Genomic DNA, 22,073 nt, shown 5'->3' on the forward strand with positions numbered 1-22,073 from the left:
TTCGAACACAAATGCAAGTTGACTGAAGGAGGTTTTTTACTTGGCAATTATTCAATTTCCAAAAGATATGAAATGGGGGGTGGCCACTGCTTCTTACCAAATAGAAGGTGCGGTAAAAGAAGGTGGCAGAGGCCCATCGATCTGGGATACCTTTTCGAAAACTCCAGGCAAAGTAGTAAATGGTGATAATGGTGATGTAGCGTGTGATAGCTATCATCGTTATGAAGAAGACATAGCCATTATGAAAGAGTTAGGTATTGATTATTATCGTTTTTCCGTTGCTTGGCCACGTATTTTTCCTAATGGAACAGGTGAGGTTAATCAAGAAGGGTTAGACTTTTACCATCGTTTTGTAGATACATTGCTAGAAAACGGAATCGAGCCAATGTGTACGCTATACCACTGGGATTTGCCGCAAGCTTTGCAAGATAAGGGTGGTTGGGATAACCGTGAAACCATTGATGCTTTTGTCAACTATGCGGAAGTGATGTTTAAAGAATTTAACGGAAAGATTAAGCATTGGATCACATTTAATGAGCCTTGGTGTTCTTCTTATCTTTCAAACTACATTGGTGCGCATGCTCCTGGTTACACGGACTTGCAATTAGCGATGAATGTTGCTCACCATATATTAGTAGCTCACGGAAAAGCAGTCGTTAAGTTTAGAGAACTAGACGTTGATGGTCAAATTGGTTACGCTCCGAACGTGGAATGGAATGAGCCTTACAGCAACAAGCAAGAAGATATTGATGCGTGTAAACGTGCAGGTGCTTGGTTTATCGAGTGGTTCTTTGATCCGGTATTTAAAGGATCTTATCCACAGTTTATGGTTGATTGGTTCAAAGAAAAAGGAGCCGAGCCAAAAATTGAAGATGGTGACATGGAGATCATTAGTCAGCCAATCGATTTCTTGGGGATCAACTACTATACGGGCAGTGTAGGACGATACGCTGAAGGTAGTGGATTGTTTGATCATGAACGAGTTGATACAGGTTATCAAAAAACAGATATTGGGTGGAACATCTATCCTGAAGGTTTTTACAAAGTTCTTCGTTATATTACAGATAACTACGGACAAGTTCCGATTTATATTACTGAAAATGGTTCATGCTATAACGATGAACCGGTTGATGGAAAGGTAAATGACGAAGGTCGAATTAATTACTTGCAACGCCACCTTGTTGCACTTCATAGAAGTATGGAAGCAGGAGTCAACATTAAAGGATACTTAACTTGGTCTTTATTAGATAATTTTGAGTGGGCGGAAGGGTATACGATGAGATTCGGAATCGTTCATGTTAACTATCGAACGTTAGAGAGAACAAAGAAGGAAAGTTATTACTGGTACAAACAAACGGTTCACAACAAATTCTTTGAAGTGTAATGACAACGAACGAAACCGCTTTAGGTATGAGGGTATATTCTTTAATTTAGAATTACAAATGAAAACTAGGGGGAGAATGAAAATGAGAAAATTCTTCAGAATGGCAACAGCAGCTACTCTATCAGTAGGATTATTAGCGGCTTGTGGTGGGCAAGATGATGCGGCTCCAGCTCCAGACCAAGCAGATGGTGACACAGAGCAAATTGGCAGTGAAGATGCAGAAGTAGAATTAGTATTCTGGGAATTCGGTAACACGGGTTATGACGTTTTAATTGAGGAATATGTAGCTGAAAATCCACATGTTTCCATTAACTTACAAAATAGTGATATGAACGACCTTCATGATAATTTATTTACTTCCATTTCAGCTGGTTCAGGAGCGCCTGACATTGCAATGGTCGAAACAGGATCTATTGAACGTTTCAAAACAGCTACAGACGCATTCGAAAATCTTTATGATTTCGGTGCGAGTGATGTTGAAGGTGACTTCTTAGATTGGGTATGGAGAAATGGTGAAAGTGCAGATGGATCTATTCAATTTGGACTTCCTACAGATATCGGTCCAACTGTTATGTTCTATCGTACCGATGTTTTCGAAGAAGCTGGCTTTGAATCTTCTCCAGAAGCCGTATCTGAATTAGTTGCTACATGGGATGACTTCCGTGATGTTGCTGAACAAATTCAGGAAACTACTGGAAAGCTTATGAGTGACAGTGCTGAACTTATTTATAACAGCAGACGTGACCAAGCGACACAACAATACTTTAACACAGACAATGAGTTAATCGTTGATGATCACGATCAAATTAGATCCGCATTCACATATGCTGGAGAGTTATTGCAAGATAACTTAGTTGGAGATATTGAGCTATGGACAGCTGAGTGGTTCGCAGGAATGGGTGGAGATTATGCAGTAATGCTAGCTCCAGCTTGGATGCAAGGGATTATTAAAGACAATGAGCCAGAAGAAGGAGTTTGGTCTATTACAACCATGCCAGAAGGTGCTGGTAACTGGGGTGGATCGTACTTAACAGTTCCATCAGAAACAGAGCACGCTGAAGAAGCTTATGCATTTATTGAGTGGTTAACAGCTCCAGAACAACAACTTAAGGCATTCTTAGGATATGGATTGTTCCCGTCAACTCCTGCGGTTTATGAAATGGAAGAATTCGCAAGCTTCACGGATGATTATTTCGGTGGAATTGCAACAGCTCAAATCTTTGGTGAAGCAGCTCAAGCTGTTGAGCCTGTTTACAAAGGTAGAAACTACTACCCAGTAGATGATGAGTTCCATGAGGCGCTTGATAACATTGCTGGTGGCGCAGATATTGACGCTGAGTGGGAAGAAGCTCTTGTTCGAATCAATCGTATTTTAGAAAGACAACAATAATGGTAGTGGAGGGGGGGATGACCTCGTCATCCTCCTTTTTTTTCAAAAAGAAACAATCTTGTTGTATCTAGGTAAAGAATAGCCATTTTCGAGAATGGCTTATGTTTAAAAAGTTTTAGAGAATGAATATGAGCCATTCTCGAAAATCGACAAGATTTCAAATTCATTTTAACAACTTATGACGCGCTAACTTTACTATGAGGGGGTTAAAACTTTGGAGACAGCAAATAAGCCCAAAATGACAGAAAAAAAGAAAACGGCACTAGCCGCATTGTTATTTATTTCTCCATTCTTTCTTTTATACGCAGTTTTTGGGTTATTCCCAATGCTATTTAGTTTTTATTTATCGTTTTTCCGCTGGGATGGGTTAACACCTATGACCTTCACTGGTTGGAGAAACTTTGAGTTGATTTTTACAGACCCAGTTTTTTATTCAGCCATTAAAAATACGTTTATTATCGGAATTATGGGGACTCTTCCTCAAATTGTTGTCGGTATTTTACTGGCATTTGCGTTAAATTCAACACTTTTGAAATTCCGTAATACATTTAGAACAGCTATTTTCTTGCCATATATAACATCGATTGTAGCTGTTGCGATTATTTTTGGGGTTATTTTTAACAATCAGCCGTTTGGTTTTGCGAACTACTTTTTAGGTTTGTTTGATATTGATCCTATTCGTTGGAACCAGGAATACTGGCCCGTGAAGATTGCCATTGCAACCATGGTATTTTGGAGATGGGTTGGGTATAACACAATCATTTTCTTAGCTGGTATGCAAAGTATTCCAAAAGAACTATATGAAGCAGCAAAAATTGATGGGGCAACTGTAGCGCAGCAAATTCGCCTAATTACATTGCCTATGTTAAAACCGATTGTGATGTTTGTTGTCTTTACAGCAACGATTGGAAGTTTCCAGTTGTTTACTGAGCCATTGATTTTCTTAGGACGAGGGTTACGTGAAGAAGGGATTAGCGTCGTAGCGTACTTATGGAGAGATGCGTTCGTTTATAATTCATTCGGAACAGCTTCCGCATCTGCTATCGTATTGTTTTTAATTATCATTTCTATGACGGCCATTAACTTATTAATTACAAACAGACTTGGTCGCTCAAAGAAAGTGAGTTAGGAGGAGGTCATTATGGCACAGGAAACTGTTGAGAATAAGAAACGCTTTCAATTTGATAAATTTATTGTCTATATCTTCTTGGGTGTCGGAGCACTTATTTCTCTTTTCCCGTTTTACTATATGTTCGTTATGGCAACGCGTTTGAATCGAGAAATCAATCAAGTTCCACCACCATTTACACCAGGAAGTCATCTTGTAGAGAACTTCCAAAAAGTGTTAGGGAGTATTGACTTCTTTGGAGCGATGTGGAATTCGTTTGTCGTTGCAACCTCGGTCACGATTGGAACATTGTTTTTATGTTCACTTGCCGGTTATGCATTTGCCAAATTAGATTTTAAAGGGAAAAATATTTTGTTTGGTTTAATCTTAATTACCATGATGGTCCCACCTCAATTAGGATTAATTCCACAATACTACATTATCACAGCATTAGGTTGGTTGAATGATTACAGAGCGATCATCGTTCCTGGTTTAATCAATGCGTTCGGTATTTTTTGGATGAGGCAATACATTAAAGAAGGTGTACCGTTTGAAATCATTGAAGCGGCAAGAATTGATGGATGTTCAAACTTCCGAATTTATTGGAATGTTGTCGTACCGATGATTTTACCAGCATTTGCTACATTGGGAATTATCGTATATATGCAAGTTTGGAATGATTTCTTATGGCCATTAGTTGTTTTACGTGATCCTTCTATGCACACATTACAAGTGGCGTTGCGTGCTTTAAATGATGCTCGTCAAATGGATTATGGTATGATTATGTCAGGTACGTTCTGGGCGACTGTTCCATTAATTGTGGTGTTCTTACTATTTAATCGTTTGTTTATTCAGAGCTTATCTGAAGGTGCTGTAAAAAGCTAATTCCATTAAATTGTTCTCATGCAGATTAGATAGTTTAACATAGACTATCTAATCTGTATCTTTATTTTAAAAGATGGTTTCAAGACGGAAACTCATCAAAGAGGTGTTACACATGGTTCAAAAAGTATTTGCAATTGCCGAATTCATTTATCGATTTGTCGCTTTAAATGTGTTGTGGGTTGTTTTTTGTTTAATTGGTTTAGGTATTTTTGGAATCATGCCAGCGACTGTTGCGCTTTTTTCTGTTGTAAGGCAATGGATAAAAGGAGAGAAGGACATAGCTTTGTTTACGAGCTTTTTTCATTTTTATAAAGCTGAATTTGTCCGTTCTAACTTAGTTGGCGCAGTCTTTGTTCCGGTGTTTTATATTTTATATGTGAATGTCGCTTTTGTTTCGTATTTTTATTCAGAATCGGTTCAAATGTACATTTATATCGTCCTGATCACGATTAGCTGTATTGTCATTATGACATTTGTGAATGTTTTTTCCGTAATGGCTCATTTTAAGTTTAAAACGTTGGAGTATATTAAAGTGGCAGCAGGGCTTGTTTTTTTAAATCCAATAAGAGCGGGGTTCCAATTGATTTGGGTTGTAGCTTATATTTTTATTGCGATCTTTTACCCAAGTCTATTTATTGCGATTGGGATAAGTGTGTTTGCTTATATTTTAATGGCAATCAATTATACTGTTTTTCAAAAATATTCATTAGCCAAAGGAGTTAAGATGCAGTGAACGTCTAAATTTGGATGATTGACACTCCCTAACGGATATGAGTAAAATAATTACGAAAATGCTTTCGGTCATTAGGGGGAGAAACATGACAACGATTTATGATATTGCTAAAAAGACTGGATTTTCGATTACAACGGTATCGAAAGTATTAAACAATTATAGTGATGTAAGTGATAAAACAAGAAAAATCATTTTAGAAGCAGTCAATGAGCTTGATTATCACCCTAGCTCTAGTGCCAGAACGTTAACAACGAAAAAATCGTGGACCATTGGGGTTGTCTTCATTGAAACATATGGAATGGAGCATCCTTTTTTTAACGCAGTGATCGAAAGTTTTCGGAAAAATGCACAAAAAAATGGATATGATCTACTTTTTGCATCAAACCAAATTGGCCATGATTCAAAAACATATATTGACCATTTTCTGTATCGAGGTGTGGATGGGGTTGTCATTTTTTGTTCAGTAGAAGGCGATCCAGAAATTGAAAAATTAATTCATTCTCACATCCCGACTGTGTTAATAGATTTAGAAAGCCGAGATTCTAGTGTGGTGTATAGTGATAATGAGGACGGCAGTGTTCAAGCAATTGATTATTTATCTTCATTAGGACACAAAAAAATCGCACATATTTCGGGTCACCAAGAGTTACTCGTTGGGGTTCAACGTCTAAACGGTTTCTTAAATGGAATGAGAAAATACAAACTAGACGTTCCGGATGAGTATGTCGTTGACGGAGGATTTTTTACGTTTGAGGGTGGAGAAGAAGCAATGAACAAGCTACTGCGCCTTAAAGATCTTCCGACGGCAGTCTATGTAGCAGGGGATTTGATGGCTTTAGGAGCCATTTCAGCTATAAAGAAAAAGGGATTAAGTGTTCCTGAGGATATTTCAGTCATGGGCTTTGATGATATCAAAATGGTCGAATATATGACTCCAGCTCTAACAACACTCAGACAGGACACAGCCCTTATTGGAAAAACAGCTGCATCCTTACTAATTGAACAAATTAATGAAAAGCAAAAACAGTGCATGTCTGTGAAAATACCAGTAACGTTAGTAGAAAGAGATTCTTGTAGACCCATTTAAGTGGGTCAGTGGTGGGTCATGGGGACAGGTTCCTTGACCCACTTTTACGTTTGTGGGAAAAGGGAAGTTGGTGTTCTTCTAAATGCTTCTCAATCTCAAAAATAAAAAGTGATCCTTTCTTCCATAACCGAATACCTTGTATAAAGGGGGAGAGGTTATGATGAATTTGCTTAAACGAATACGATCTTGGTTCAAAAAGCATAGCAATTCAACCGATCTTACTTATTACGATGTCATGCACTTTAAAGCGATAGGGTATTTGGAAAAGTATAAGAATGGGCTGTGTTTCAATCATCAATACATTTGACCCAGAGAAAATAATTATTGGTGGAGGGGTTTCACAAGTAGGAGAGCCCTTATTCATGGTGGTTAGAGAGTACGTATCATCAAAAGCACTGAATCCATTAGGAAGAAAGACCAAGATTGTCCCAGCCAAACTGAGCCAATCATCTGGAGTCATTGGAGCAGCAGCCTTGGTACATTTGGATTATCGGTAGCGGGTCATGGGGACAGGTTCCTTGACCCATTTTTTGCTGCGACAATAAAAGGTGCGCTGCGGACAATAAATGGCTGCAACTGGACAACAAATCAGTCAAACCGGACAATAAACAACCAGATCGACCTCACTAACTACAAAAACAACTCCACCTAACCGTGTTTTTCACCCAAAAAATAAAAAAAAAGCCGTTCCCCAACCGGAGAAGGCTCCCATTCCTTTTAAAAAGCCGCATCACGTAACCATAACCTCTCAAATTGCTCCAAAGGTTGTGGTTTGCTGAATAAGTATCCTTGTAGTTCGTCGCAGTTCAGATTCTGTAAAATCGCAAGCTGTTCTTCTTCTTCCACGCCTTCAGCTACGACCTTCATCTTTAACTGTTTTGAAAGCTGGATGATGAATTCGATGATGGCTTTATTATCTGGTGATGTATGAATATCGTTAATAAACGACTTATCTAATTTGATTGTATTAAAGGTAAATTTCCTCAGGTAGCTTAAGGAAGAGTAGCCAGTACCGAAATCATCAATGGCAAGGTGAATACCTAACTGCCGCAACGCTTCTAATCTGTTCTTGATCTCACAGCTATGATCAAGAATGAGGCTTTCGGTCATCTCAATTTCAATCCATTTCCCATCTAATTGATGTTCTTCTAAAATCGCTGCGATGGTTTCAACTAACCCTTTTTGCAGCATTTGAATCGCCGAAAAGTTTAGGGACACGATAATAGGCGAGATCCCTCTGTTTTCCCAGGCTTTTAGTTGCTTGCAAACATTTTGAAAAACCCACTCTCCAAGAGGAATGATCAAGCCACTCTCTTCGGCTAAAGGAATGAATTCAGCAGGAGAAAGGGTCCCTCTTTTTGGATGGTTCCAACGAATGAGCGCTTCAGCTCCAACGATTTGACGAGTTATTGAATTCACCTTTGGTTGGTAATACAGTTCCAATTCATCGTTTTGAATGGCTTTTCGCAGATCATTTTGTACGGAATAATTTTTAAAAGAGATTTGCTCCATCTCGGGTGTAAACACTTTGTACTGAGGTCCTTTGTTTTCTTTTGCCCAATACAGAGCGAGGTCCGCATGTTTCATTAATACGACTAATTCCTCACCTGAATCGGGGTACACGCTCATGCCGATGCTGCCTGTTATGAAAAGTTCGTATTGATCAACGAAGAAAGGTGCTTCAAATCGTTTCAAAATCTTTGTGGCCACGTCTTCTGCAGCCTGGGTGGCGGGCAAGTTCGGAATAAGAATCATAAACTCATCACCTGCTATTCTCGCAACGATCTCTTTCTCGGAGACAAACTCTTTAAACACCTTAGCGAGCTCTTTCAGTACTTTATCGCCAATATTATGTCCCAATGTATCATTGATAAATTTAAAACGGTCAATATCTATAAACAGAAGAGCCAACTTCTGGCTATTTTGTTTGGCGACTTTCAATTCATTTTCCGCTAGCTCTTCAAAATAACGGCGGTTTGGCAAATCGGTTAAATAATCATGATAAGCCATGTGTTTTATTTTTTGCTGCGCGTTACGCATCTCTGTCACATCATGATAATTGACAATAATCCCTTTAATATCGGGGTCTTGAATGCGGTTGTTACTGATCGAGTGGATCGTTCTCCAATGTCCATTTTTATGAAGAATTCTAATATCAAGTGTTAGTGGCTCTTCGGGATTGGATAGTAAATCGTTGAACCGAGCAGTTACCTCTTCAAGATCATCTGGGTGGACAATCTGAAAAAACGAGCCTTGCAGATCTCCTGGTTTATAACCAAGTACGCTTTCTAAGGAGGGACTTCGGTAGATCAGCTCTCCTTTTTCAGACATGATGCAATTCACACTGCTAGAGTTTTTTAGCAAGGATTTGTATTGATAATATTGTTGTTTAATTTGCGTTTGTAGTTGAATTTCGACCGTAATATCTTTAGCAATTCCTAAAATGCCAAGCAATTGTCCATCTTCACCAAGAAGAGGAACTTTGCTTGTGACAATCGTTTTTTCATTTCCATCTTTCGCAAAAATTCGTAACGTTTCTTCTTTTAACACTTTTCCTTCTAGTGTTTCAACGAAGCCACTTTTGGCAAGGTCGATATCGTCAGGATGAACAAGGTCGAGGAAGTTCGTATTAACATACTCCTCCCAAGGCCCAGCCAACGAAGTGAAACCTTGATTATAATCGATAAACTTTCCTTGCAAGCTAATCACATAAATCGCTTCAGTAAAGTTTTCGAGTAATTCTTTATATGGATAATCTTTTTTCTCTAAGTAGTTGTTTAATTCGATTTGTGTTTGATCCATTTGGCTCATAAGCGCTCCTAGTTTAAATGAGGTAAAAGAGATAACGTCATTATACAGTACTAAATAAGAGGAAAGTTCAAGAAACCGCATGTTCAAAAAACTTCCAATGACCTAGTTACCTTATACCCTTTTGACAGATTGATAAACTTGAAATAAGGAGTGTATTCCTTTGTCTGAAAATAAGATATAATCAGTATAAATATTGGTTCTTTTTACCTACGAAAGGTAAGGGGAAAGTAGGGAACTTTGATGAAAAAAATTAGCCACAAGAATATTCTAATTAGTATAGTTGTGTACATTCTACTGTATTATGCTTTTATTTTGTTTGTTGATAGCGAAACGCAACTTGTTGTTTTTATTCGTAATGTGTTTTCAACTATGGGAGCGTTGATTTCAACGCTGCTTCTTTATCATGCTTATAAAAGAACTGCGCTCAAAGAAAAGAAGCTCTGGTTCTATTTAGCTATCGGATCGGCCAGTTATTTTGTAGCCGAGCTATTTTGGATGTACTATGAAAGTTATTTACGGATAGACGTGCCTTTTCCAGGGATCCCTGATTTGTTTTATATGCTTCAAATTTTCTTCTATTTAGTCGCACTGCTTTCCTATTTTATTCGGTTTAAATCGATTACAAAAAATATGCAGTTTATGTTTGAGTTGCTCATTCTCATGGTTGTTACTGTAACACTTAGTTATTATTTTATAATTGAGAAGTTGATTACCGACCCTGAATTAACTGGCTTGTTTCTATTTGTTTACCTAGGTTATCCTTTTGGTGATATAGCTTTAGTGTTTACGGCTTTATTGCTTTTATTTGGCAAAAGGGAAATTCGCTATAAAAAATCGCTTTCTATTATACTCTTGGCTGTCTTGATTCAAGCTGTCGCCGATTCTGGCTATTTTTATTTACTATTAACAGATCAATATGAGACCGGAAGTCTATTTGATCCTTTGTTTACTTTAGCGCTTTTGATGGTCGGATACTCTAGTTTACACGCGAGGAATGAAGAGATATCAGCTGCTAGTCCCGTTACAGTGAGTATGAATGTTTTTACATTTATTCTTCCTTATATCAGCTGCGTTGGACTTATTTTGTTCATCATTTTATTCGATCGAGAGCACACGATTTTAACCATTGGTGGTTTTCTATCGTTTGTCTTGATCGTTGTCAGGCAGATGATTGTTCTGCTTTCTAATCAGCAGTTAGTAGCAGATCTAAACGACAGCAAGCAGAGATTTCAGTCGCTTTTTGAAAACCATCCGGATGCCGTCTATTCTGTAACGTTAGAGGGAGAATTTATTCAAGTTAATCAAACCGCTGCTCGACTGGCTAAGATGACTCCTGAACAATTTATTGGTCAATCCTTTTACTCTTTTGTTCAAATAAAAGATCGAGATAAAGTTTCTCACTATTTTCAAAAAGCTCGTGCAGGAGAACATCAACAATTTGAGCTGTCATCGGTCAATGAAGAGGGTGATTGTTTCGAGTTTTCAGTGACAATGATTCCAACCTATGTGGAAAGAAAAGTAGTTGGGGTCTTTCAAATTGTTAAGGACGTGACCATGCTAAAAAGAAGCGAAGAAAAGACTCAATATTTAGCATATCATGACTCTTTAACCGGGCTGTCGAATCGAGCCTTCTTTGAGGAGAGCTTGCAGCAAGAATTGGTGACTCTTAAGAAAAAGGACAGTGGTTTAGCTGTTTGTCTGATTGATTTAGATCGGTTTAAATTGATTAATGATACCCTCGGGCATGACGCAGGTGATGAGTTATTAGTTGAAATCGCCGATAGACTTCGCTCTCACGTAAAAGAAGGGGACGTGGTTAGTAGACTTGGTGGAGATGAATTTACGGTATTGCTTAAAAATATTAATCGATTGCAAGATGTCATAAACATAGTCGAAAGCGTAATGGGAGATTTAGGTCGTTCTTATCTCATTAGAGGGCATGAATTTTTTACTAGTCCAAGTATCGGGATTTCTTACTGCACAGAAGGCGATGTAACACCAGTGGATATGCTGAAGCAAGCGGATTTGGCGATGTATGAATCAAAAAGAAATGGTAAAAATCAATTTACGATTTATGAAAAAGGAATGGAGCAAGTATCAGCCGACCAACTGGTGATAGAAAATGATTTGCGCCGAGCTTTAGAAAAAAATGAATTTGTGCTTCATTACCAGCCGCAATTTAACACGTTGAATCAACAACTATATGGAGTAGAAGCTTTAATCCGTTGGCAACACCCGCGTTTAGGTTTGGTCGCTCCAGGTCAATTTATGGCAGTTGCAGAAGAATCAAGCATAATTCTGCCAATAGGAGAATGGGTCGTAAGAGAAGCGTGCAGGCAAGGAAAAACTTGGCACGATAAAGGAATGATTGTGACGATGTCTGTTAATCTTTCTCCAAAACAGTTTCAATCACCTTGCTTAGTGGAGTTATTGTCTGAAATTCTAGAAGAAACTCAGTTCGATCCAAACTATTTAGTATTGGAAATTACGGAAGCGGTCGCCATGAATCATATTGAAAAAACGATCGACACTTTAACCCAAATTCGAAGCTTAGGCGTACAAATATCCATTGATGATTTTGGTACAGGTCACTCTTCATTAGCTTACCTTGCAAAACTGCCGATTGATGCATTAAAGATTCCACGAGAATTTGTAAACGAACTAGGAGTCGAGACAAATAAGGCGATTGTCCATACAATCATCACGTTAGCAAGTAACTTGAAATTAGGTTTGGTTGCAGAAGGCGTTGAAACCACCTCACAAAAAAATCTCCTACAGACGATGGGGTGCTACAAGATGCAAGGGTACCTTCTCGGCAAACCAGCAACCGTTGAGGAATTAGAAAATGAGTGGGCGGTGTGTGGGCCACGGGGACAGGTTCCTTGACCCACTTTTCGGGCTTGTGCTGTCTGAAATGCTCAGGTGGACAATAAATGTACAGAATCGGACAATAAATGGCGCGGATCGGACAATAAATGGCGCGGATCGGACAATAAATCATTCAAACTGGACAATAAATGAGTTAGAAGTAGAGCGGGAGTTCCGCTATCTTATCTGTCAGTGGCAAAATAAAAGGGTTAGCATAGAAAACAGCTTTCTATCTTTCAAAAAGGTGGGTAACTTCCTGTTATAACGGGGCGTTATCCACCTTTCTTTGATATATAAATGGGTCAAGGAACCTGTCCCCATGACCCACTTTTTCCATAACTTTCACTTTGATAGTTGGTGTGCGGGGAAATATAATTGAGAGTGAATAAAAAGAATAAGAGGTTTCGAGATGAAGAGAGAAACGATTATTTTTTTACATGGGATTGTTGGAAATAAGAATGCGTTTAAGCGGGAAATGGAGTCGTTGCAGGGGCGGTATCAGTGTATTGCGTATGACCTTTATGACCTGGAGGAAGGTGTGATTCCTTCGATGAACGTGTTCATCGAACAGCTTTACCAAGTTTTTGATCAAAACAACATTGAACTAGCACATCTATGCGCACTTAGTTTTGGTAGTGTGATCGCTCAGGCTTTTGCAAAAAAATTTCCTCATTTGGTTGCAAGTATGACTTTTGTAGGTGGCTATTTATGCAATGTTCGTTCATCATTTAATTGGAAGCTGAAACAACTTGTTCAAGAAAAAGGTTACGTTCAGCATGCTATATGGGTCAAGAAATACGCAAATTGGTTTAATCCTAATTGCCGTTTGATACAGGAAGACTCGGTATCTATTTTTTTGAAATATGCTTTGCAAGTTCAGCCAGATGTTTTGGAACATTCAATTCGCTTGCAATTGGAATTTGATTCAAAGTCGGCGCTAAGTGGTTTACGGATGCCCATTTTATGGGTGATGGGGGAATATGATGAGCTATATAAAAGCACGCTCGTCGAATTAAAAAAAGTTCTTCCACATGTGCAGTATGAAGAGTTGAAAAAGGCGGGGCATGTCGCGCATATTCACGAGCATGAACCGTTTATGTTGTTATTTGAGTCGTTTCTTACAGACGTTTCCGCATCTGATAGAAGATGGTCGGGAAAAGTCATTTAATAAAGGTGGACAGTATCCTCTGCATAAAATGGTACAGGTTTTGCCTGTTTCCAACGTAGAGGTTTTTTTTATTGCAATACTTGGAGGTGCATCTGTGTCAATCAAAAAGAAATTACCGATCATTTTTACACTATTGGTGTTGTGCATTTTGATCGCGCATAGTTCGTTACACTATATGCGTTCGAAAGAGAAGCTAATAGAGTTTAATGAAAGAGAAATAGAGTTAATTACTCAGGAAATATCGTATCAAGTGGAGAATGCGAAAAAAGGCGCGTTGTATGTGGAAGATTTGATGGGAAAAGAGTTGCGAACGGCTTCGATTGTGATTCGAGACTCTTTGCCTGCAAATTATGAAGAGGTGACCAATGAACAACTGGTTGATCTGGCCCAAGAGCTGATGATCTCACACATTACGTTGTTAGCAGAAACAGAGGATGACATCATTGGGGTGAAATCGTCTGATCCAGAACAGATTGGGCTGTCAACGAACCAGTGGTTATTTTGGTATGATGCGTTTAAGCAGCTTTTTGCGTTAGAACCTGTAACAGTAGAAGAGGGATTAGCTCTTCCGGAATATTGGACAGGGCCGATTGAAATTTCTTCTAGTAATCCAGAGCATACGGACAAATGGGGATATTATTATGATGGGTCCACCAATTATATTATTAATCCTTATCACCGCGATCATGTAGCATTAGAATATGAGGAGAAGTTTGGACCTGGTCCTATTATGGATCGGTTTAAAGATAAACTCGACGGTATTCTTGAACTGACTGTATTCAATCCGGAAAAATTCGGAAAAGAAGTGGATGAGCTGTATCTTGAAGGAAACAATTTTATCCGAATTGTGGATCAGCCGATTTGGTATGGGACCTATCAATATGAAAACAAGTCCGTTGATGTAGGATTCGTTCAAGCGGCGATGGAAACAAGGGAGTCACAAAATTACATTGAAGAAGTAAATGGGAAATTTGTTTCAAAAACGTTCGTCCCAGTTCATACAGAAACGGAAGATCCGTTTGTGATCGGTGTGACATATGATCATGGCTTATTTCAGCAGATACTGAAAAAAGAATTATGGCAGCATATCCTTTTGTCGCTCCCATTTCTTTTGGTCGTATTGTTGACAAGCTTTATCTTTTCTAGGTCAATCACCAAACCGATTGATCATATTGTTGAAAAGGTCAATGAGATTGCTCAAGGAAATTTCGGGAAAAATATTGATCTGAAACGAAAAGATGAACTCGGCCACCTTGCGCAAAACGTAAATGCTCTATCTAGTTCCTTGAAGAGCTATGTTTGTGATTTGAAAAAGAGCCAGGAAGTAATCGAGTTTCAAGCCAATCATGACCCACTTACGGGATTGTTTAACAGAAGGTTTTTTCAAGAGGAGTTAGCTCAGCGGATTGAAATGGCAAAGGAAAAAGGGGGCACTGTCGCTGTTCTTTTTATTGATATTGATCGATTTAAGGATGTAAATGATACGTTAGGACATGCTCATGGTGATCAGTTGATTCAATTGATTTCAGCACGAATAAAGGACACTTTGACGGTTGGAAATAGTATTTTAACGAGACAAGGCGGAGATGAGTTTGTCGTTTTACTAAGTGAGCTTGAAAAAGAAGAGGTTCTAGAAGTGGCCGATGCGATTGTAAAGGCGATTAATGAGCTTATATGGTAGATGGATATGAAGTGGGAGTGAGTGCAAGCTGTGGCATCAGTCTCTACCCCGAACATACGGATAACATCGAAGCTCTTTTAATAAATGCCGATGGTGCCATGTATGCCGCTAAGAAAACCGCCGGAAACAAAGCGATTTTATTTGATGAAAAAATAAGCATTGAGAAAAAAGAGAAGCTTCACATCGAAGCGCGTTTGAAAAAAGCAATTGCGCTGGAAGCCATTGACGTGTATTACCAGCCGAAAGTCGATGCACGGACGAATAAAATGACAGGAGTCGAGGCGTTGCTCAGATGGACAGATGAGGAGCTTGGTTTTGTCTCGCCAGATCGATTTATTGCTGTTGCAGAGGATGCGGGCTTGGTTCATTCACTATGGAAAATCGCAATGAAGAAAGCGTGTTTACAAGTGACTAAGTGGAATAAAGGACGAGAGGAGCCATTAACGCTTGCTGTTAACTTCTCGGCGAAACAGTTTCAAGAACCTTGTTCGTTAGTGAAGCAGGTAAAAGAATTCCTTTCTGAATGTGGGCTAGCACCTGAGCTTTTTGAAATAGAGATTACAGAAAGCACTCTACTTTTCAACACAAAAGAAACGATAAGAGCGTTAGAGAATTTACATCAATATGGGATTTCAATATCGATTGATGATTTTGGGACAGGCTATTCCTCGTTAAGTTACTTAAAAACGTTGCCGATTACTAGCCTAAAAATAGACCGATCGTTTATTCAAGATATTGGTGACGACTTTAGAGATTCCGAGATAGCCGAAGCGATCATTAACCTCGCCCGCAGCCTGCGCCTAAAAGTGATCGCTGAAGGAGTAGAAGAAGAATACCAAAAAGAGTTTCTCATGCAACACCACTGCTACGACATGCAAGGCTATCTATTTAGCAAGCCCGTGTCTGCAGAGGAGTTGGGTGGGTCATGGGGACAGGTTCCTTGACCCAGTTTTCTAGTACTTTATTGTGATTCGGTAGTTTGATCGTGTTGGTCGAGTGAATCTTGGCTCGTCTTGGCGCGATCGGACAATAAACTGGCACGATCGGACAATAAATGTACCGAACCGGACAATAAATGGCTCAGTCGGACAACAAATCAGTTAAACTGGACAATAAATGGGTTAGAACATGAGTGGGAGTTCCCGCCAGCTCATCTTTTAGTTACAAATAAAAGGCTTAGTACTAAAAAAATATCTTTTTATCTGTCAGATAGGTGGCTAACATTCTGTTATAGGGTGTTATCCACCTTTTTTTAATGTAACAAGTGGGTCAAGGAACCTGTCCCCATGACCCACTCCCTGTTACATTAACTACCAGTAAAAGTAAGGAAAACAGACGAAGGTTCGCTCGTTTAATTTGAGTTGCTTTCAAAAACACTGTTAGATTATATGACAATCTTGACCGAAGTTTCTGAAACATCTGATAAAACTGTATCATGAGCTAAAAAGAGAAGAGCATTTTCTTTTTTTTGATAACTGATTGTATAGATTGACTAAAAAAACCAAGTTATTTTGGTTTGAGTGGCTAATGAAGAATCAGGAACAATCTTTTACACTAAAAAAAATCAACGTTAAAACAGGAGGCATTTTCATGTTGTTTGATACGGTCATACTTTCTGGAACGGTTGTAACGGAGAACGAGGTATATGAAGCGGACTTAGGAATAAAGGACGGCAAGGTTGTTACGATCAGCGAACCAGGAACACTTCAGTCAGGTAAAGCAAAGGTGATTGATGCAAAAGGATTGCATATCTTTCCTGGTTTGATTGATGTGCATGTTCATTTTAACGAACCTGGACGAGATCAGTGGGAAGGGCTCGAAACAGGAAGCAAAAGCTTGGCAGCGGGTGGTGTGACAACCTTTTTCGATATGCCATTAAACAGCAACCCTCCAACAACGACAAAGGAGCGCTTTGAAGAAAAACGGCAGTTAGCTGATGAAAAGTCCGTTGTCGATTATCGTCTGTGGGGTGGGTTAGTACCGAATAATCTTGAACATCTTGCTGACCTTCATGAAGAAGGAGCGATTGGGTTTAAGGCTTTTATGTCGGAGTGCGGAACGGATGATTTTCAACATGCGGATAACGGTACATTGCTAAAGGGCATGGAAAAGATAGCTGAGTTGAATTCGATCTTAGCTCTTCATGCTGAATCGAATGAGATGATTAATTATTTAACAGACAAAGCGAAAAAAGAACACCGTCTATCAATCCGTGATTATTGTAACTCCCGCCCTGTTTTATCTGAGCTAGAAGCAGTTGAACGAGTCCTTTCTTATGCCGAGCTAACAGGATGTAAGTTACATATTGTTCACGTAAGCAGCAAGCGGGTGATCGACCGGATTACAGAAGCGAAACAACAAGGAATTGATGTTACGGCTGAAACGTGTCCACATTATTTAGCTTTATCGATTGCTGATTTTGAAGAGATTGGCGCAACGGCTAAATGTGCCCCACCTTTACGAGATCAAGAGGAAGTCGAGCAGCTATGGGATTCCTTGAAAAATGGTGACATTGACATCATTAGCTCCGATCATTCACCTTCGCCTCCAGAGTTGAAAGAACAAGGAGAGAGTATTTTTGACGTATGGGGTGGAATTGCTGGATGTCAGAACACATTGCATGTGCTTTTAACAGAAGGCTATCATAAGCGCGGCGTACCATTATCAAAAATTGCAGAGGTAACCGCTCTTCAACCAGCAAAACGGTTCGGTTTGAATCCAACTAAAGGATCGATTCGAATTGGGTCAGACGCAGATATCACATTGGTTAATCTAAATGAAGAGTTCGTGTTAAAAAAAGAAGACTTAAAATACAGACATAAAATCAGTCCATATGTAGGCAAAACCTTTATCGGAAAGACGAAGTACACTTTTTCAAAAGGGAAATGCGTATTTGAGGACGTTCCTAACAAAGCTAGTGTGTAAAAGACACTAGTATACACAATAGAGACAGAATATTCAGGATTTAAAAGGGAGTGGGAGACGATGAGAGCAGAAGCACCTATTACGCCTACAGAACCACAACAAAAGCCAAAAAAGAAATTTGAGTTTCCGCATATATACGTGATTTTACTTATTTTTGTAGCAATAATGAGTCTAGCATCGTACATTATTCCAGCTGGTGAGTACGAACGTGTAGAAGGTCCGATGGGAAGAATGATGATTAATCCTGAAGTGTTTACGTTTATTGAGTCAACTCCAATTGGGATCATGGACTTTTTAACGGCTGTTCCTCAAGGGATGGTTAGTGCAAGTTCCGTTGTGTTTTTTACGTTCATGATTGGTGGAGCCTTCATGGTGTTAAAGGATACCGGAATTATTCATTTTGGTGTTGATCGCTTAACAAAAAGGTTTAGCACGAGAAAGATCTTAATTATTCCGGTGTTATTAATTACGTTCTCAGTGATTACGGCATTTATTGGGACACCAGAGTTAGCGTTAGTGTATGTTCCGATCTTAATCCCGCTTATGATTAAGCTTGGGTATGATAAAATGATGGCGGCTGGCGTAGCGCTAATCGCCACAACGGGTGGGTTTTTAGCCGCGTTAACGAACCCAGGTACGGTCGGTCTTTCTCACCAAATTGCTGAACTGCCAGTTTACTCAGGTGCAGGGTACCGGTTTCTATTATTGCTAGCCATTATTGCTTCAGGTGTTGTCTTTTTAATTTTGTATGCTAAAAAATTAGAAAAAAATCCTGAATTAGTGAAACAAAGTTTAAAAGAAACAGAGTCCAAACACATTTACAAAGAGAAGAGCTATGAAATTACACGAAGACAAAAAGCAGCAGGCTTTGTCGTTATTGTCATGTTCGTTGGAATGATTTATGGTGTACTAACGCATCAATGGAACTTCATACAACTAGCTGGTTATTTCCTTGCCATGGGTGTTGTCGTCGGAATTGTTGCAGGGATGTCAGGAAATCAAATTAGTGACTCCTTTAATAAAGGGTTCCGTGATGTGTTGCTTGGTGCGATGATCATAGGGGTCGCGCGCGGAGTGGCGGTTGTGATGGAAGAAAGTCAAATCATTGATACGATTATTTATGGGTTATCCCATGTGGTTAGTAGTTTGCCATCATCGATCACCGTTTTAGGGATGTTAGCGACACAAGGCTTGTTTAATTTCTTCGTTCCTTCTGGTAGTGGGCAAGCGCTCATTACAATGCCAATTATGATCCCACTAGCGGATATCGTTGGAACAACAAGACAAACAGCGATTTTAGCATTCCAAATTGGAGATGGGTTATCGAATATTATCTTCCCAACGTCAGGATATTTCATGGCTACGATCGCAGCAGCGGGCATTTCTTATGGGAAATGGGCGAAATTCATTTTTCCATTATTGATTGCATGGTTCGTCATTGGATGTGTGTTCTTGTTAATTGCTCACTCGATTGCGTGGGGACCTTTTTAGGAAGTGTTGATGAATGGAGGGTTGGCTTAAGCTGACTCTCCATTTTTTTTATAAAATAAGCGAGTGTTTATTGTTGGAAGAGTGGAGGAAGGATGGGGTTTTTGAGGTCTCGACAATAAAAGGGGGAAGTGGACAATAAATGTGCAGAACCGGACAATAAATTGCTCCGATCGGACAATAAATCGGTTGAACTGGACAATAAATGGGTTAGAATGAGAATAGGAGATCCGCCGGCTTATTTGTCAGTGACCAAATAAAAGGGTTAGCACTAAAAAACAACTTTATATCTTTTAAAAAGGTGGATAACTTCCTATAATGGGGTGTATGTATCTACTTAATTTGATAGATAGATAAATAAATGGGTCAAGGAACCTGTCCCCCTGACCCACTATAACGAAAACAAAAGGAGATTGGATATGACGGTTACGATCCAACGAAATGACCCTTGTCTTTGTGGAAGTGGAAAAAAATATAAAAAATGCTGTATGAACAAGGAAAACGTTGTTCAATTGCAGCAGGTGAAGGAAGAACGCTTTTCACAGAAAAAGCATCGACTGACAGAGAAATTAAGAAGTTTTATTGACTCAAAGCTGTCTTTTAATCAAGAACAAACGCTACTTAATCAATTTAAAAGGCGAACAGACCGGGAAATAAGTGAGCGTGCGGAGCAGATGTTTTTTGATTTCTGGCTCTATTTCTTTCATCGCTATGAAAATGGATTGCGTGGGATTGAATGGTTTGCAAACGAACAGGCTTCTAAATTATCTGAAGACGAACTCGAGCTTATAAAAGTGTGGGCAAGTTTACAGCCAAGGCTCGTTGAAGCAATCGATAAAACGGACTCTAGTATTGTTTTTAAAGACATGTTAACCCAGGAAATACTGCCTGTTCCATTTCCATCTGAGCAATTACATTCGTTTTTTCCGTGGTACGGGACGTTTGCATTGGTTGAGCCAGTCGGGGAGCAATATTTCTTTCACGGTGTCAACGTTATGAGCTCACCAGAAAAGATCGAGCAAGCGAAAAGAAAAATAGAAGAATTACAAGAAAAGAACCAAGACCAGCGTACTGTTTTATATGATTATTATCTGGAAATATTGACTGCCTCTATTAAAAATCCCGACACTGTTTTGCGAGAGATGAGAGAGATGTCCATCTATAAAATTCACGCGGATCTACTAGATGAGAAAAAAGTAGCTGGATATTTTTATGAGCTCGGTGAACTGACCATTGATGAATGGAACGAAACAAAAATGCAAGCAGGATGGATCAAAAATTGGAAAGTCTATAAAGATAGCGAAATAGATGAAGACGTTGTTATGGCCGATGTTTTTGGTGATGTCATGATAGCTGATCAAACTCTAACGTTTTCGTGCTATAGCAAGGAGACAAAAGAGGCATTTTTAGCCAAGCTAAAGGAAGTCGATATGTACGTGGGAAATGTGACAGAAGAACAAGAAATGCTCACGATTCCAATGAAGGCCGAATTGCACAATACGATGATTAAAATGGGTGAGAATGTTCCTCCATATGTTGCACTTTATGCTCAAACCGTTGGAATGATTGATGTTGAGAGAGACATTCCGAAATACGATCATCTTTCTTTACGGGAATTAGTGAAACAAAATCGTGTGGAAGAAGCAGATCGCTGGTTGAAGCAAACGGAGTATCACACGTATTTGATGGCAGAAGAAGAATATGGGGAAGTGACCTTTACGGCTGATTTTAATTCGATTAGAAAAACACTTGGGCTGCCGCTCTCTCCATTTGTGACAGGAGGAGCGTCAAGGAAATCATCTATCGACGAAACCAACCCACAAAATGAAAAGCCGAAGCTTGTTACAGAGGAAGAAGCGGAACTGTATGAGAGCTTAGGTTTTGCACCTGAAACGTTTAACACTTTTTACACCGAAGATATCCTCTCCTTTTATAATGAAAAAGCTAGCGGAAGAGCGAAAAATACGGTGAAAAAATACCGCGACAGCCTTTATGATATTCGGGAAGCACTAGAACATTCAGGTTATGAGAACTGGGCCGAAGTTGATGATGAGTTTTGGGAGAAAGTCATTGTTAATGATTTTTATAACATAAACGGACCAGCGAGCAAATCGCATATTAAAGAATTTTTATCAACCGTTAAAATGTTTACAAAATGGATTGATAAAAAGAACAAAACAAAGGTCGCAAAGGACGTTGCAGCTTTTATTTCAACCGTTGAGCAAGAACTACTTGATGGTGCTGAGTTAGTCGCTCACTTCATCCCGTTTTACCGCAGTCACGGTGCAGTAAATGAGAAGATGTCTGAACTTGCAAGAATTCTCCGCAATATTGATGGGCAGTATGAAGAAATCATCGAAGGGAAATTTCAAGTTACAAAAAAGAACAAAAGCAGCCTCCGCTTAACCGCATTGTATGATGATAACGTTAGTTCCTTTACCGCCAAACTAGCACCTGAACTCATACAGTTTGTACATGAAGCATGATAGTAGTAGCCGAAATTGGGATAAAGAACAAAACCACCTATGAAATCATAGACGTATTT

15 protein-coding genes are annotated in these 22,073 nt (G+C 39.2%); 14 read left to right on the top strand and 1 reads right to left on the bottom strand.

Annotated elements, in window-relative coordinates; all coding sequences use genetic code 11:
* Positions 1-40: 40 nt before the first annotated feature.
* From JCM9140_RS11255 to JCM9140_RS11285, 7 genes are all read left to right on the top strand, one after another.
* On the top strand, positions 41-1,384 hold the full coding sequence (locus JCM9140_RS11255; RefSeq protein ID WP_034746183.1) for a GH1 family beta-glucosidase: 1,344 nt from the start codon (positions 41-43) through the stop codon (positions 1,382-1,384).
* 82 nt (positions 1,385-1,466) lie between these two features.
* Entirely contained in the window at positions 1,467-2,774 is a 1,308-nt protein-coding gene (locus JCM9140_RS11260) for an ABC transporter substrate-binding protein (RefSeq protein WP_034746186.1), read from the top strand.
* A gap of 238 nt (positions 2,775-3,012) precedes the next feature.
* A complete protein-coding gene (locus JCM9140_RS11265) occupies positions 3,013-3,903 on the top strand; it encodes a carbohydrate ABC transporter permease (protein WP_052002215.1) in 891 nt (296 codons plus the stop codon).
* 12 nt (positions 3,904-3,915) lie between these two features.
* A complete protein-coding gene (locus JCM9140_RS11270; RefSeq protein ID WP_034746192.1) occupies positions 3,916-4,767 on the top strand; it encodes a carbohydrate ABC transporter permease in 852 nt (283 codons plus the stop codon).
* Between the two features lie 112 nt (positions 4,768-4,879).
* Positions 4,880-5,500 carry a YesL family protein gene (locus JCM9140_RS11275; protein ID WP_034746195.1) on the top strand — a complete coding sequence of 207 codons (621 nt, stop codon included), beginning with the start codon at positions 4,880-4,882 and terminating at the stop codon, positions 5,498-5,500.
* Positions 5,501-5,585: 85 nt separating this feature from the next.
* A complete protein-coding gene (locus tag JCM9140_RS11280; protein WP_034746198.1) occupies positions 5,586-6,587 on the top strand; it encodes a LacI family DNA-binding transcriptional regulator in 1,002 nt (333 codons plus the stop codon).
* 275 nt (positions 6,588-6,862) lie between these two features.
* A complete protein-coding gene (locus tag JCM9140_RS11285) occupies positions 6,863-7,084 on the top strand; it encodes an ROK family protein (RefSeq protein ID WP_034746201.1) in 222 nt (73 codons plus the stop codon).
* 220 nt (positions 7,085-7,304) lie between these two features.
* Here JCM9140_RS11285 and JCM9140_RS11290 read toward each other — a convergent pair whose 3' ends face one another.
* Positions 7,305-9,389: a sensor domain-containing protein gene (locus tag JCM9140_RS11290; RefSeq protein WP_162232195.1), complete on the bottom strand. Its 2,085-nt coding sequence runs from the start codon at positions 9,387-9,389 to the stop codon at positions 7,305-7,307.
* Between the two features lie 249 nt (positions 9,390-9,638).
* Here JCM9140_RS11290 and JCM9140_RS11295 point away from each other — a divergent pair, with 249 nt between their 5' ends.
* The 7 genes from JCM9140_RS11295 (at position 9,639) to JCM9140_RS22550 (ending at position 22,014) form a co-directional block, all read left to right on the top strand.
* Positions 9,639-12,284 (top strand): EAL domain-containing protein, encoded by a 2,646-nt coding sequence (locus JCM9140_RS11295; RefSeq protein ID WP_052002210.1) that lies wholly within the window; start codon positions 9,639-9,641, stop codon positions 12,282-12,284.
* A gap of 391 nt (positions 12,285-12,675) precedes the next feature.
* On the top strand, positions 12,676-13,434 hold the full coding sequence (locus tag JCM9140_RS11300; protein ID WP_052002211.1) for an alpha/beta fold hydrolase: 759 nt from the start codon (positions 12,676-12,678) through the stop codon (positions 13,432-13,434).
* Positions 13,435-13,528: 94 nt separating this feature from the next.
* Complete coding sequence (locus JCM9140_RS24900) at positions 13,529-15,115, top strand: diguanylate cyclase domain-containing protein (protein ID WP_268870563.1); 1,587 nt, start codon at positions 13,529-13,531, stop codon at positions 15,113-15,115.
* Positions 15,109-16,059: a putative bifunctional diguanylate cyclase/phosphodiesterase gene (locus tag JCM9140_RS24475; RefSeq protein ID WP_268870564.1), complete on the top strand. Its 951-nt coding sequence runs from the start codon at positions 15,109-15,111 to the stop codon at positions 16,057-16,059. Before JCM9140_RS24900 ends, JCM9140_RS24475 begins: the two co-directional genes overlap by 7 nt.
* A gap of 646 nt (positions 16,060-16,705) precedes the next feature.
* Positions 16,706-18,040, top strand: a complete 1,335-nt coding sequence (locus JCM9140_RS11310; protein ID WP_034746203.1) for an allantoinase — start codon at positions 16,706-16,708, stop codon at positions 18,038-18,040.
* 60 nt (positions 18,041-18,100) lie between these two features.
* Entirely contained in the window at positions 18,101-19,531 is a 1,431-nt protein-coding gene (locus tag JCM9140_RS11315; RefSeq protein ID WP_034746206.1) for a YfcC family protein, read from the top strand.
* Between the two features lie 416 nt (positions 19,532-19,947).
* Positions 19,948-22,014 carry an SEC-C domain-containing protein gene (locus JCM9140_RS22550; RefSeq protein ID WP_052002212.1) on the top strand — a complete coding sequence of 689 codons (2,067 nt, stop codon included), beginning with the start codon at positions 19,948-19,950 and terminating at the stop codon, positions 22,012-22,014.
* Positions 22,015-22,073 lie beyond the last annotated feature (59 nt).

It is taken from the genome of Halalkalibacter wakoensis JCM 9140, assembly GCF_000513095.1.
In the GTDB taxonomy this organism is placed as follows: Bacteria; Bacillota; Bacilli; order Bacillales; family Bacillaceae_D; genus Halalkalibacter; species Halalkalibacter wakoensis.